At 62.9% G+C, this 13,120-nt stretch carries 13 protein-coding genes; 4 read left to right on the plus strand and 9 right to left on the minus strand.

Translation table 11 applies throughout. The annotated features are described in order from the left end of the window. Positions 1-2: 2 nt before the first annotated feature. From LB532_RS26650 to uxuA, 8 genes are all read right to left on the minus strand, one after another. Positions 3-788: an SDR family NAD(P)-dependent oxidoreductase gene (locus LB532_RS26650; RefSeq protein WP_140638403.1), complete on the minus strand. Its 786-nt coding sequence runs from the start codon at positions 786-788 to the stop codon at positions 3-5. A gap of 2 nt (positions 789-790) precedes the next feature. After that, on the minus strand, positions 791-1,786 hold the full coding sequence (locus LB532_RS26655; RefSeq protein WP_140638402.1) for an ABC transporter permease: 996 nt from the start codon (positions 1,784-1,786) through the stop codon (positions 791-793). Between the two features lie 3 nt (positions 1,787-1,789). After that, complete coding sequence (locus LB532_RS26660; protein WP_140638401.1) at positions 1,790-3,322, minus strand: sugar ABC transporter ATP-binding protein; 1,533 nt, start codon at positions 3,320-3,322, stop codon at positions 1,790-1,792. After that, complete coding sequence (locus LB532_RS26665) at positions 3,312-4,295, minus strand: ABC transporter permease (protein ID WP_140638400.1); 984 nt, start codon at positions 4,293-4,295, stop codon at positions 3,312-3,314. Before LB532_RS26665 ends, LB532_RS26660 begins: the two co-directional genes overlap by 11 nt. Positions 4,296-4,427: 132 nt before the next feature. Then, complete coding sequence (locus tag LB532_RS26670; protein WP_140638399.1) at positions 4,428-5,456, minus strand: sugar ABC transporter substrate-binding protein; 1,029 nt, start codon at positions 5,454-5,456, stop codon at positions 4,428-4,430. A gap of 27 nt (positions 5,457-5,483) precedes the next feature. Then, a complete protein-coding gene (locus tag LB532_RS26675; protein ID WP_140638398.1) occupies positions 5,484-6,335 on the minus strand; it encodes an IclR family transcriptional regulator in 852 nt (283 codons plus the stop codon). Beyond that, entirely contained in the window at positions 6,335-7,483 is a 1,149-nt protein-coding gene (locus tag LB532_RS26680) for an ABC transporter substrate-binding protein (RefSeq protein WP_140638397.1), read from the minus strand. Before LB532_RS26680 ends, LB532_RS26675 begins: the two co-directional genes overlap by 1 nt. Before the next feature lie 129 nt (positions 7,484-7,612). Further along, positions 7,613-8,797 (minus strand): mannonate dehydratase, encoded by a 1,185-nt coding sequence (uxuA, locus tag LB532_RS26685; protein WP_140638396.1) that lies wholly within the window; start codon positions 8,795-8,797, stop codon positions 7,613-7,615. A gap of 134 nt (positions 8,798-8,931) precedes the next feature. On the opposite strand from uxuA, the gene LB532_RS26690 reads away from it, so the two are divergent. The 3 genes from LB532_RS26690 to LB532_RS26700 are packed head-to-tail and all read left to right on the plus strand — an operon-like array spanning position 8,932 to position 11,612. Next, a complete protein-coding gene (locus LB532_RS26690) occupies positions 8,932-9,714 on the plus strand; it encodes a FadR/GntR family transcriptional regulator (RefSeq protein ID WP_140638395.1) in 783 nt (260 codons plus the stop codon). Then, entirely contained in the window at positions 9,707-10,492 is a 786-nt protein-coding gene (locus tag LB532_RS26695; RefSeq protein ID WP_140638394.1) for an SDR family NAD(P)-dependent oxidoreductase, read from the plus strand. The genes LB532_RS26690 and LB532_RS26695 overlap by 8 nt, the downstream gene beginning before the upstream one ends. Positions 10,493-10,502: 10 nt before the next feature. Further along, the gene (locus tag LB532_RS26700; RefSeq protein ID WP_140638393.1) at positions 10,503-11,612 is read left to right on the plus strand and encodes a mannonate dehydratase; all 1,110 of its coding nucleotides are present in this window, start codon (positions 10,503-10,505) and stop codon (positions 11,610-11,612) included. A 93-nt stretch (positions 11,613-11,705) separates the two neighbouring features. Here LB532_RS26700 and LB532_RS26705 read toward each other — a convergent pair whose 3' ends face one another. Then, positions 11,706-12,575, minus strand: coding sequence for a DUF1236 domain-containing protein (locus tag LB532_RS26705; RefSeq protein WP_224557463.1), 870 nt, complete (start codon positions 12,573-12,575; stop codon positions 11,706-11,708). 182 nt (positions 12,576-12,757) lie between these two features. Here LB532_RS26705 and LB532_RS26710 point away from each other — a divergent pair, with 182 nt between their 5' ends. Next, positions 12,758-13,069 (plus strand): DUF1236 domain-containing protein, encoded by a 312-nt coding sequence (locus LB532_RS26710; protein ID WP_181169287.1) that lies wholly within the window; start codon positions 12,758-12,760, stop codon positions 13,067-13,069. Positions 13,070-13,120: the final 51 nt, after the last annotated feature.

The raw sequence follows: 13,120 nt of genomic DNA on the forward strand, positions 1-13,120 counted from the left end.
TTTCAAAGCAGTTCGGGAACGTAGCGCGGTGCCGCCGTCAACCCGCCATCGACGCGCAGGTCGGTGCCGGTGGTGAAGCCGGCGGCATCGGAGGCAAGATAGACGGCGGCCTCGGCCACTTCCGAAGGCTCGCCGATACGGCCGAGCGGATGCATCTTGACCCAGGCCTTGGCGAGATTGCCGCCGATCTCCTTGATGAGTTTCTCGTTCATCGGCGTGTTGATGGTGCCCGGCGAGATCGAATTGACGCGGATGTTCAGCGGCCCGAATTCAACCGCCATCTGGCGTGTCATCGCCATGACCGCGCCCTTGGCGCCGGCATAGGCGGTCCAGCCATCAAGCCCGATGTGACCCTGCGCGGAGGCCATGTTGATGATCGAGCCCGATTTCTGCGCGATCATGTGCGGCAGCGCGTATTTGCAGCCGCGAAACACGCTGGTCAGGTTGACCGCTATCAGCCGGTGCCACTGCTCGTCGGTCATCTCGTGCACCGGCATGCCGCCAATGGCGATGGCCGCGTTGTTGACCAGTATGTCGAGGCGTCCCGTCTTTTTGACGGCGCTGTCGATGAGGCCTGAAATGTCGGCCTCCTGCGAGACGTCGCAATGCACATAGTCGGCGCGGTGGCCGGCAGCGCGAAGCGCGGCCGCGAAATCCTCGCCCGCGCTGTCGGCGATGTCGCCCAGAAAGACATGCGCCCCTTCGCGCGCCATCGCTTGCGCGATCGCGTGGCCGATACCGTCGGCCGCACCCGTGATGACGGCGATTTTTGCTTCAAGACGAGCCATCTTCAGCCTCCATTCGCACGCCGGCGTTTCGCCTCATCGAGGGCGACCGCGGCAATGATGATCATGCCGGTGATGACCAGCTGCCATTCGGTCGGCAGGCCAAGCCCGCGCAGCCCGTTGGACAGGAATTGCAGGATCAGCACACCGAGCGCCATGCCGGTCAGGCTGCCGATGCCGCCGGCAAGGCTGACCCCGCCGAGCACGGTGGCGGCAACCACCTGGAATTCGAAATTCAACCCCGCCGTATGCTGCGCCGAGCCGACCCGCGCGGCCAGGATGATGCCGGCGACCGTCGCCAGTAGCGCGCTGATGATGAAGCAGATGAACTTGACCCGCCGCACGTCGTAGCCTGCAAGGCGGGCCACTTCCTGATTGCCGCCGACGGCATAGATTTGCCGTCCGAACGGCCGGTGCTGCATCATGTAGGCGAAGGCTGCGAGCAGGACGATGGCGATGACGGCCGAATAGGGGATGACATTGAACAGGCGGCCATCCGACAGCGCGATGAAGCTGTCGAGGCTGGCATCGTCAGGGATCGCGCGCTGACCAGTGTAGAGATAGACGCCGCCGCGCATGATGAACATCGTGCCCAGCGTCACGATCAGCGAGTTGATGCCGGCATAGGCGGTGAGATAGCCGTTGACGACACCGATGATCAGCCCGAACAGCAGCGCGCCGCCGACGCCGAGCAGCAGCGAATTGGTGTCGTTCATGATGATGATCAGCGGCAGTGCAATGGTCGCCAGCAGCGATCCGATCGAGATGTCGACCTCGCCGGAAATGAAGACGATGGCGCAGCCAATGCCGGCGGTGAGCGCGAGCGAGGCCTGGCCAAGCACATTGGTCATATTGCGCACGGAGAAGAAATTCTCGACGGTGACCGAGAAGAAAGCCAGCACCAGCACGAGGCAGACCAGCAGCGCCAGTTCCTGCCGGGCAAAGAGCCGCGCCAGCACGGACGGCGGGGCTTTCGCGGAGACTGTATTCACAACGCTCATGATTTATCCGATCGCCGCATTGAGGATCTTCTCCTGCGTGGCTTCGTCGCGCGGCATGATCGCGGTCAGGCGGCCTTCGCACATCACCGCGACCCGGTCGGCAAGACCGAGCAGCTCCGGCATTTCCGACGTCATCATGACGACCGCCAGGCCTTCGCCGGCGAGCCGGTCGATCAGGGCGAATATCTCGGACTTGGCGCCGACATCGATGCCGCGGGTCGGCTCGTCGACGACGATGACCTTGAGGCCACGCATCAGCCAGCGCGAGATCAGCACCTTCTGCTGGTTGCCGCCAGACAGGTTCTTCACCTCTTGGAACAGGCTGGGCGTCTTGATGCGGAAGCGGTTGACGTAATCCTGCACCGCTTTGTGTTCCCTGGCCTTGTCGACGAAGCCCATGCGGGCGAAGGCGCCGAGCGAGGCGAGGCTGGCGTTCTGGTAGACAGGCAGCTCGCCCATCAGCCCTTCGCTCTTGCGATCCTCGGTGAGCAGACCGATGCCTAACCTGACGCCGGTGCGCGTATCGTGCGGCGAGAGGCGCTGACCGTCGACGGTGATCGTGCCCGAAGTGATCGGATCGTAACCGACGATCGCCTTGGCGAGTTCGGTGCGACCGGCGCCCATCAGCCCGAAGAAGCCGAGCACCTCGCCGGCGCGCGCCTCGAAGGACACGCCGTTGAGCTTCTTCGCCGTGCTGAGCTTGTCCACTGACAGGGCTACCTTGCTAGCCGGTGCGCCACGCTTGCGGGGAAACAGATTTTCGATGCGCCGGCCGATCATGTCCTGGATCAGCGTGTCGTTGGTGTGCTCGCCGATCGGCTTGGTCGAGATGTGGCGCCCGTCGCGCAGCACCGTCACCGTGTCGGCGATCTCGAACACTTCGTCGAGCTTGTGGCTGACATAGACCACCGCGATGCCGAGGCTGGCAAGCCGGCGGATGACGGTGAACAGCAGCGAAACCTCGTTCGGCGTCAGCGAGGATGTCGGCTCGTCCATCACCACCACACGGGCTTCATGAGCGAGCGCACGGGCGATCTCGACCATCTGCTGCTGACTGACCGGCAGCGAGCCGGTGCGCGCCGCCGGATCGACGTTGAAGCCGATGCGGTCGAAGAGCGCGGCTGAATCGGCGCGGATCTTCTTCCAGTCGATGGAGCCCGTCCTGCCGGTCGGATAGCCTTCCAGGAAGATGTTCTCGGCAACGGTGAATTCGGAGATCAGCGCGATCTCCTGGAACACGACCTTGATGCCTTGCTTCAAGCTGTCGCGCGGCGACTTGATGTCGACCTCGCCTCCGCGCATGCGAATGGAGCCGACGTCCTTGCCGTAGACGCCGGCCATGATCTTGATCAGTGTCGACTTGCCGGCGCCGTTCTCTCCCATCAGCGCATGAATCTTGCCGGGCTCCAGGGTGAAGTCGACATTGTCGAGCGCCACGACGCCGGGAAAGCGCTTGCCGATGCCGCGCAGTTCCAGCGCCGGCACATCGGTATCGATGGCCGCGCCTTCGCCAGGATGCAGGAAATCAACGGACATTGGCTCTGTTCCGGATGATGTCGAGATAGGTTGCCAGGATGATGACGATGCCCGGCACCACCATCTGCAAATCCTGGTTCCAGCCGAGGATGATGATGCCGTTGTCGATCACCTTCAGCACCAGAACGCCAAGCAAGGTACCGAACAGCGAACCGCGGCCGCCGAGCAGGCTGGTGCCGCCGAGGATGACGGCGGCAATCACCGTCAGCTCGAAGCCACGGCCGGCGGTAGGCTGGCCGGCATTCATCAGCGACGACAGGATCATGCCGGCAACACCGACGCACAGGCCGGTGACGACGAAGGCCAGCAGCTTGAGCCGTTCCGAGCGAATGCCTGACAGGCGCACCGCCTTTTCATTGGCGCCGACCGCGTAGAGGTAGCGGCCGAGCGTGGTGAAGCGCAGCGTCACATAGGCAACCACGAAGATCAGCGCCGCCAGGATGACGGGAACCGGCACGGGGCCGATATAGCCGGCGCCGAGATCGGTGAAGCTTGCCAATTGGTTGTGGTTCTGCACCGCCTCGCGCGTGAACAGATAGACGCCGCCCTGCAGCATCATCATCGTGCCGATGGTGGCGATCAGCGAATTCACCCTGAGCCTTGTGACGACCAGCCCATTGAACAGGCCGACGCCGCCGGCAAAGGCGAGCGCCGCCAGCATGCCGAGCGTAAGACTATGGGTTGCGTTGAGCACCGCCATGCCGATACAGCCGACGAAGGCGAGCGATGCGCCGACCGACAGGTCGACCTCGGCGGTGATGATGAGCATGGTCATGCCCGAGGCGACGATCAGCACCAGAGCGCATTGGCGCAGGATGGCGATGATGTTGGCCTCCGAATAGAATTGCGGCGCCGCCATCGAGATGGCGATACACAGCACGGCCAGGATTGCGCCCAGCACGAGCTGGCTGCTGCCCAGAAGGTTGCCGCCGATGAAACGCTTCGACGCGGAGGCCTGTGTAAGCTCGCTCATTTCAGTCCATTCCCGGCCGTTTGCCTGGTTCTTCTGGAACCTGTCGCGTCGAACCCGGCATTTGTCTTGGCCACCGAAAGGTCCTGACCGCCTGCCCTTCCCGCAACACGGGAAGGGCGATGTCGGCCGACCTTATTTCTTCAGGTCGGCGGAGGTCTTCATGCACTTTGCCGGCGGCTGCAACGCGTTGACGGCATCCCATTTGATGGTGCGGGTGGTGCCGTCATAGTCATAGAACTTCTTCCAGTCGTCGCCGTTCATCGGCGCGGTCGGGCTGACGATGTGCTCCGGCACTTCCTCATTGTTGAAAAGCTTCACCGCGGCATCGATGGCGGTAAAGCCTTCCTTCTCGGGGAACATCGCGGCTTCGATGCGGTAGGAAGGCTCGTTCTGCATCGCGTTGATGAAGGCAAGTCCCTCGCCGCCCGTGCCGACCGTCAACAGGCCATCCTGCGACTTGCCCGCCGCTTTCCAGGCCTGCAGGCCACCCAACGAAGACGAATCGTTGATGCCGTAGATGATGTTGATATCGGCGTTCTTGGCCAGTGCCGCGGAGGACACTTCGAGAGCGCGGTCCGGATTGCCGCCGCCGTCGAGATCGTGGACCATGACCGCGTCGGGGATGATGGTCTTCAGCCCGTCCATGAAGCCGTGCGAGCGCAGCACGGTGGCGGAAAGCAGCGGCAGGCCGACATTCATCACCTTGGCAACGCCGCCGAGCTTTTCCTTGGCGTATTTGCCGGCCTCCACGCCGGAGAAATAGCCGGTGTCGTAGTCGCAGATGGCGACCATGGTGGTCATGCCCTTGACCGGATTGCCTTCCAGCACGACCGGGACATTGGCGGCCTTGGCCTGGCGCAGCAGCGGCACCACGCCTTCCTCGTTCACCGGCGTGATGATCAGCACGTCGACGCCCTTGGCGATGAAGTCCTCGGCCGCAGCGACCTGCTTGGCGATGTCGAGATTAGCATCCTGCACCTCGACCTCGATACCGAGTTCCTTGCCGTGGGCCTTCATGCCCTTGATGACGTTCTGATACCACTCATGGGTGGCGTAGTTGGTGACGTAGCCGATGCGCTTGGGCATGTTCTCGGCATGCGCGGCGGCCCCGAGCGCCAGCACGGCGGCCGACGCAAACAGGATTGACTTGGACCAGAGCATTTTCTTCTCCCAGATTTATCGCTTTTGTTAGTCGCTGAACGGATAGTCCCGCCGTTCCGGGTCGGCACGTAAGGAGGTGGTGGCCTCGCCCCAGCCGAGTGCGGCCGATATCTTTTCGGCGGCGGCCCGGGTGCGTTCGAAGACAGTTTCAGGATCGAACCGCGCCGCCTTCTGCGGCAGCAGCGGCACGGTTAGCGCGGCGATGACGGCACCAGTGTGATCGCGTACAGGCATGGAGATGTTGGTGCAGGCCGCAACTGCCAAGGAAGCGCGCATCTCGTAGCCGAGCCTGGCGACCTCGTTCAGCCGCGCCTCGATTTCGGCCCGCGTGCCCTGCCCCTCACCGGCGGCCACGATGCGCTCGACGATGCGGTCGCGCTCGGCCCGGCTCGAATGGGCGAGCAGCACGGCACCCGAACTTGTTTCGAGGATCGGGAAATGCGACCCAAGTGCTACCGAGTAGCGCATCGGCAGCGGCGAATCGATCTGCAAAACCACCAGTGCGTTCTGGCCCTCGCGTACCACGAGGTGGCAGCTCTGGTCGGCATTGGCGGTCAATTCGCGCATCACCGGCAGAGCGCATTCCACCAGCCGGTTTACCGGCGGATGCATGTGCGCCAGTTCGAACAGCTTCAGCGACAGCCGGAAACGGTCCGACTGGGTGCGGAAGATATAACCCCGCTTCTCCAGCAGAAGCAGGATGCGGTAGATCTCGTGTATTGAGCGGCCGAGGCCGGTCGCGATCTCGGTCTGGGTCAGCGTTTCGGCGCTGGAGGCCATGAATTCCAGAACGTCGAGCGCCTTTTCCACCGCCGGCACGCGATAGCCGTTGCGGCCGCTTTCGCCCTCGTCGATCGTCTGGGCACCGCTGGCGGCCATCAGGCGACGCTCCGTTCCGGCTGGACTTGCCTGGTTTCGCGGTAGAGGTTGTTGACGTGGCCCGCGAGTTCGGTCGCCGACATATCACCGGCTATGGCGGCGGCGGCATGCGGCGCGCATTCGCGGAAGAAGGCGATGAAGCCCGGATGGGTCGGACGCAGATAGGACGAGGCGATCGTTCGCAGCGTCGAGCCGAAGAAATCGCCGGCAAGACGATTGACCCCGGCATCCTTCCAGGCCGCCAGCGAACCCGGTTGTCCGCCCGATTTCACATAGCCGCCGCGCTGGTATTCGGGCGAGCACAGGAACAGTGCGTAGTCGATCGCAGCCTGCTTGTGCTTCGATTGGGCGCTGACGCCGATGCCGGCACCGCCGAGCAAGGCGCCGGCGGCTTGCGGGGTGGGCACGTCGGCGAAGCGCAAATGGGGCCTATCCGGTTTCGAGGCGTAATTCACATAGCCGAAGGCGAACGGCACGTAGACAACGTCGTCATGCGCGATCATGTGGTCGTAGCAGCGGATCGGATTCCACTTCGACGAGTCCGGGTGCGAAAGCGCCGCAAGCCCGCGCAATTGTGCAATCGCCTGCTCGACCACTTCCTTCGCGATGAATTGCTCGCCATCTTCCTGGGGGCGGCCGAGCGTCAGAAGCAGGCACATGGCGTCGGTCGGCACAAAGGGCAGACCAAGCCATTTGCCGTCCCTGCGCGCACGCCGGCCAAGCTCCAGCACGTCCTGGTGCGTGCTGGGCACCGGCCCGTAGCGCTCCAGCAAATCCGGCCGATAGGAAGCAACCTGGCAGGCGGCATCGATCGGCAGCGCCCACTGGCGGCTGTTCTTCTGGTAGGAGCGCCAGGACGCACCGACTGAATCACGCTCGAAGAAATGGATCTGTTCGGCCGACAGATAAGCGTCGAACGGGACCATCAGTTCATCCTGCGCGATATCGCCGATGAAGGGATGATCGAACACGACAAGATCGTAAGTGCCGAGCACCGGGCCGAGCGCACCCTCACCGAATTCATAGAGGCTGCGGCGGTCCCATTGGATCTCCAGGCCGGGATGCGCGGCGCAATAGGACTCGATGCTGGCGTCCAGCGGACCCCAGCATCGTCTATGATCCCACGCCAATCCGCGCAGCTTCGTCATGCCACTTAAATCCTCCCGGCGCCGGCAATAACCGGCTCGCCATCGACACTAGCACTATTTTTCATATACGCAACTTGTTTTCATTTGCGCAAAAAGCGCATACATCCTCCCGACTGGCCGACGCGTGGTTCAAGCCAGATCGAAACGCTCCACGGCGCGCATGATGCCGCGCAGTTCAGCCAAACCCTTGAGCCGTCCGATAAGCGAATAGCCGGGATTGATCTTTTTCTTGCCGATGTCGTCGGCAAGCAGATGCCCATGGTCCGGACGCATCGGGATTTGCCAGTCAACCCGGCCTTCCTCGCGACGGCGCTTCTCTTCCTGCATCAACGCGAGGATGACATGCGCCATGTCTGTGCCGCCCTCGAGGTGTTCGGCTTCGTAGAAGGAGCCGTCCTCCTCGATGGTGATGTTGCGCAGATGGACGAAGTGGATGCGGGCGGCGAATTCCTTGACCATGGCGACGATGTCGTTGTCGGCGCGCGTGCCGTAGGAGCCGGTGCAGAAGGTCAGCCCATTGGCCGGGCTGTCGACGGCATTGAGGATGAAGCGCGCGTCCTCGGCAGTCGAAACGACGCGTGGCAGGCCATAGAGAGAGAAGGGCGGATCGTCGGGATGGATGCACATACGCACTCCCTCCTCTTCGGCCGCCGGAATGATCTCGCGCAGGAACCAGGCGAGATTGTCGCGCAGTTCCTTCGGGCCGATCGAATCGTATTCAGCCAGGGCTTCGCGAAAGCTGTCCCTGTTATAGCTGCGTTCGGTCGCCGGCAGGCCGGCGATGAGATTGCGCTCGATCCGGTCGATCTGCTCCGGCGTCAGCGTCTTCAGCCGCTTCTCGGCCTCGGCGATACGCGCCGGCGTGTAGCTTGCCGCACCATTCTTGCGCTGCAGCACGAAAAGATCGTAGGCCGCGAAATCGATAGCATCGAAGCGCAACGCATAGCCGGTTGTCGGCAGGCGATACATCAGGTCGGTGCGGGTCCAGTCCACCACCGGCATGAAATTATAACAGATCGTCTCGATGCCGGCCTTGGCGAGCGCCCGGATGCTGTCGCGGTAGTAGCCGGCATAGCGCTCGCGCTCGGGCGCGCCGATCTTGAAGGAATTGTGCACCGGAATGCTCTCGACGACCGACCATTTCAGGCCGGCCGCCTCGATGATCCGCTTGCGCTCGAGCACATCGGCCTCAGGCCAGGCGCGGCCGTCATAGATCTGGTGCAGCGCGGAGACAACGCCGGTGGCGCCGGCCTGCCTGACATGTTCAAGCGTCACCGGATCATCGGGACCATACCAGCGCCAGCACTGTTCCATGAAGCCTCCTCAGGATTGGTGGCGACCATATTGTCGGACCACAAGCCTGTCAACAGAACCTTTCCATCGCCAAGCGGTTGATTTCCTGCGGATCGAGCCATAGTCTGGTCCAACAAATAGCAAGGAGTTCTGCGGTGGAACAGGCGAGCCAGGATTGGGTGGAGGCGGCGGACGAAGCCGGGATCAGCAGTTCCGCCGTCGACCAGACCGTGCGGCAGATCCTCGACCTCATTCGCAATCGCGCCATGTCCATCGGCGATGTGCTGCCCACCGAACGGGAGCTTGGCGAACTGTTCGGCGCCAGCCGCAACACGATACGAGAGGCGCTGCGCACCATCCGCACCTATGGGCTGATCGATCCCAAGCCGCGCGTCGGCGCGGTGCTCGCCGATCGCCAGAACGTCGCGATCCAGAATTTTTTCGCCGCGCAAATGGACATATCGAAAACGTCCTTTCACGACATACAAGGATTTCGCCGCATCATCGAAGTGAGCGTCGGCGACCACATCATCCTCAATGCCAGTGCCGCCGAACTTGAAGCCCTTGACGAGGTCAATGGCCTGATCGAGACCAGCAAGGATGTCCAGGAAGCCGCGCAACGCGATTTCGATTTTCACCTGGCGCTGATGAAACTCGCCGGCAACCGCATGCTGGTGCAGACCTATCAGTTCCTGTCGCCGGTCATCCTGCACATCATGACCGTCGGCAAATCCATCCGGCCGGTGCTGAGCGAAACACGCCACGCGCATGGCGAGATCATCGCGGCGCTGCGCGTGCGCGACCGCATTGCCTACTGCTACCTGATGAGCCGGCATCTCGATTTCGGCTTGCGCTTCGTTCCCGACGACCTCGAAAACGCCCGTATCTCGGCAGCAAACCCAGTGCCGACATCTTCCAAGGATTTGCATCATGTCTGATTTTGAGAACAAGGTGGCGCTGATCACCGGCACGACCGGCATCGCGCTCGCCACTGCGAGCCGCCTGGCGCAAGGCGGCGCTGCGATCATCGCCTGCGGCATCGACCGGGCGGCCAATGCCGCCATGCAGGAAAGCCTAGCCAAGGCCGGAGCGAATGCGCTGGTGCAAACGGTGGATGTCTCCGTTTCCGACCAGGTGCGCGACGCGGTCGCAGCGGGCGTCGCGAGGTTCGGCGGCATCGATATCATCATCAATTCGGCGGCGGTCCACCCCTACGGCACGGCGACCACGACCGACTGGGAAACCTGGAACCGGGCAATGACGGTCAATGTCGGGTCGATCTACCTGACCGCGCATTTCGGCATTCCCGAAATGATCCGCCGAGGCGGCGGTGCCATCGTCAATGTCGCCTCGGTGCAGGGGTTCGCCTGCCAGCAGAACGTCGCCGCCTATGCCACGACCAAGGGCGCCATCCACACGCTGACGCGTTCGCTGGCGCTCGACTATGCCGCGGCCGGCATCCGGGTCAATTCGGTCAGCCCGGGCTCGATCCGCACGCCAATCCTCGAGAAGGCAGCGCGTGGCGACAGTGGCAGCGACGCCGATGTCGAAGAAGCCTACAGGCGCTTCGGCGCCGCCCATCCGCTCGGCCGGATCGGCGAGCCGGAGGAAGTGGCGGAACTCATCGCTTTCCTTTGTTCATCGAAAGCCGGCTTCTGCACCGGCGCGGACTACAAGATCGATGGCGGCCTCACCGCCGGCATCGGCGTCAAGTAGGGCGACGCGGATGAAGATCGGACTTGGCCTCTATCGCGATTCGCTGACGCCGGAGAATTTCCGCTTTGCCCGACAGGCCGGCGCAACGCATGTCGTTGCGCATCTGACCAACTATTTTCGCGGCCGCGATCCCTCGCTGTCGGCCGGCAGCGAAACGGATGGCTGGGGCGATTGTTCAACGGATCGATTGTGGAGCTACGAGGATTTCACCGGACTGGTGAAGACCGTACGCGACAATGGCCTGGAGATCGCCGGCATTGAAAATCTGTCGCCGCGCTTCTGGTCCGACGTACTGCTCGGCGGCCCCGACCGGGCGAGGCAGCTCGAAGGCCTCAAGCGGCTGGTGCGTGACGCCGGCCGGGCCGGCATTCCCTGCATAGGCTACAACTTCTCGATCGCGGGCGTGTGGGGCTGGCAGCGCGGGCCATTCGCGCGCGGCAACGCCATGTCCGTGGGGCTCGATTTGTCCAATATCGATCCCGACCTGCCGCTGCCCGACGGAGTGGTCTGGAATATGCGCTACCGACCGGGCCGAGCCGGTGCCGCGCCTGTCAGGGTCTCGCAAGAGGAATTGTGGGAGCGGCTTGGCGTCTTCCTGCGCGAAATCGTACCGGTGGCCGAAGAGGCCGGCGTCGTGATGGCTGCGCATCCGGACGACCCACCCGCCGAGGCGCTGCGCGGCACGGCGCGCCTCGTCAACCGGCCGCAGAAATATGATCGGCTGATGGATATCGTCGACTCGCCCGCCAACGGGCTGGAGCTCTGCCTCGGCTCGCTGCAGGAGATGCCGCAGACCGAGGAGATCTACAGCCATGTGCGCCGTTTCGCGCGGCGTGGCCGCATCGGCTATATCCATTTCCGCAATGTGCAGGGCAAAGTGCCGAAATATCACGAGACCTTCGTCGATGACGGCGACATCGACATGGCCGAGATCGTGCGTATTCTGCGCGACGAGAATTATCAAGGCGTCATGATACCCGATCACACGCCTGAGATGGCCTGCGACGCGCCATGGCACGCCGGCAAGGCCTTCGCATTGGGCTACATGCGCGCACTGGTGCAGAACGCTGACGCGCTAGGCCCGGTAGGCAGCCGGGCACCCGACATGGCAGCTGAGTGAATAGGGGACGCACGACTGACATTTTCGCGCCCGAAGGCGCCGCAAAAGCCCGCTTTCGATGGAGAGCGGGCTTTTGTTAGTCGGCTTCAGCTCCTAGCTCAGGATAGCGACGATCTCATATGAGTTCGGATCGACAATAACAATCCTGCCATCGGCCAGGAGGAAATATTCATAGCTCTCATAGGCAGGAACGATTTCGACGATCCGGTGCGGAAGTCGATGCAGCCGCACCTTCTGCTTCGGCACTTTCACGCCGACCGAAATGTCCACGTCGAGATTCGAGACCGGTTCCACCCTCGTCTCCCGGATGACGTTGGTGATTTCGGTCTTCTGCTCGACGGATATATTGTTGATTGAAGCGGTTGAACTCTGGTCCGTAGTCGTACCGGCCTTGCCTTGCGCCTGCTGGTCGGTCGTCGTACCGGCCTTGCCCTGCGCTTGCTGATCGGTAGTCGTACCGGCCTTGCCCTGCGCTTGCTGATCGGTAGTCGCGCCGGCTTTGCCCTGCGCCTGCTCGTCGGTCTTCATGCGGGGCTTGCCTTGCGCCTGCTGGTCGGTCTTTACGCCCGCCTTGCCCTGCGCCTGCTCGTCGGTCTTCATGAGGGGCTTGCCCTGCGCCTGCTCGTCGGTCTTTACGCCCGCTTTGCCTTGCGCCTGCTCGTCGGTCTTCATGCCGGCCTTGCCTTGCGCTTGCTCGTCGGTCTTTACGCCCGCCTTGCCTTGCGCCTGCTCATCGGTCTTCGCTCCGGCTTTGCCCTGCGCCTGCTCGTCGGTCTTCATGCCGGCCTTGCCTTGCGTCTGCTGCTCGGTGCTGCCGCCCTTCTGGCAATCGGCCGAGCCGGCTGCGCAAGTGTCTGCCCCACCCGATTGGGCCGCTTCGCCCGACTGCTGCTGGGTCTGCGCGATTGCCGCCCCACATCCGAGGGTAAGCGCTAACATGCTGGTGATCAGAGTGGTTCTCATGAGAAGTCTCCTAGGATGGCAGTCCCTTCGCGGCAAAACTTTGCCACCCCGCGATTGTTCCACCGAAGGCTAATATATTCCGGAGCGGATGGAACTGCCGGCATTTTGCGAAGTTCGGCGCATGGGGCGCACCTGCCGAAATGCCGGTGGCGTCGTCGGCTTGGCGCCCTGCGCAACATCTGATGGAGACAGAAGTGGAAAAATATCTACTGGGAACGGCAGTCGGCATCCTGTTTCTTGCGGGGGCCGGAGTGGCCGCGGCGCAAGATGTGGTCATCCAGCCGGAACAGGAAACCGTTATCAAGGAGTATGTGAAGAAGCAGCCCCTGGCCTCGGTCCAGCTGCCCGGCGTGGAGCTCAATATCGGATCCACCGTGCCCGATACGGTCGAACTTCATGAAGTTCCGGATGTGAAATACCGCTACGTCGTGGTCGACAATAGAACAGTTCTGGTCGACCCGGAAACCCGGAAAATCGTCCAGGTCCTTCAATGACCGCACGTTCCAAAGCGCCCGCCCCGGCATGCGTCGAGGCGGGCGACGTGC

It is taken from the genome of Mesorhizobium sp. ESP-6-2 (genome assembly GCF_020164675.1).
GTDB lineage: Bacteria > Pseudomonadota > Alphaproteobacteria > Rhizobiales > Rhizobiaceae > Mesorhizobium.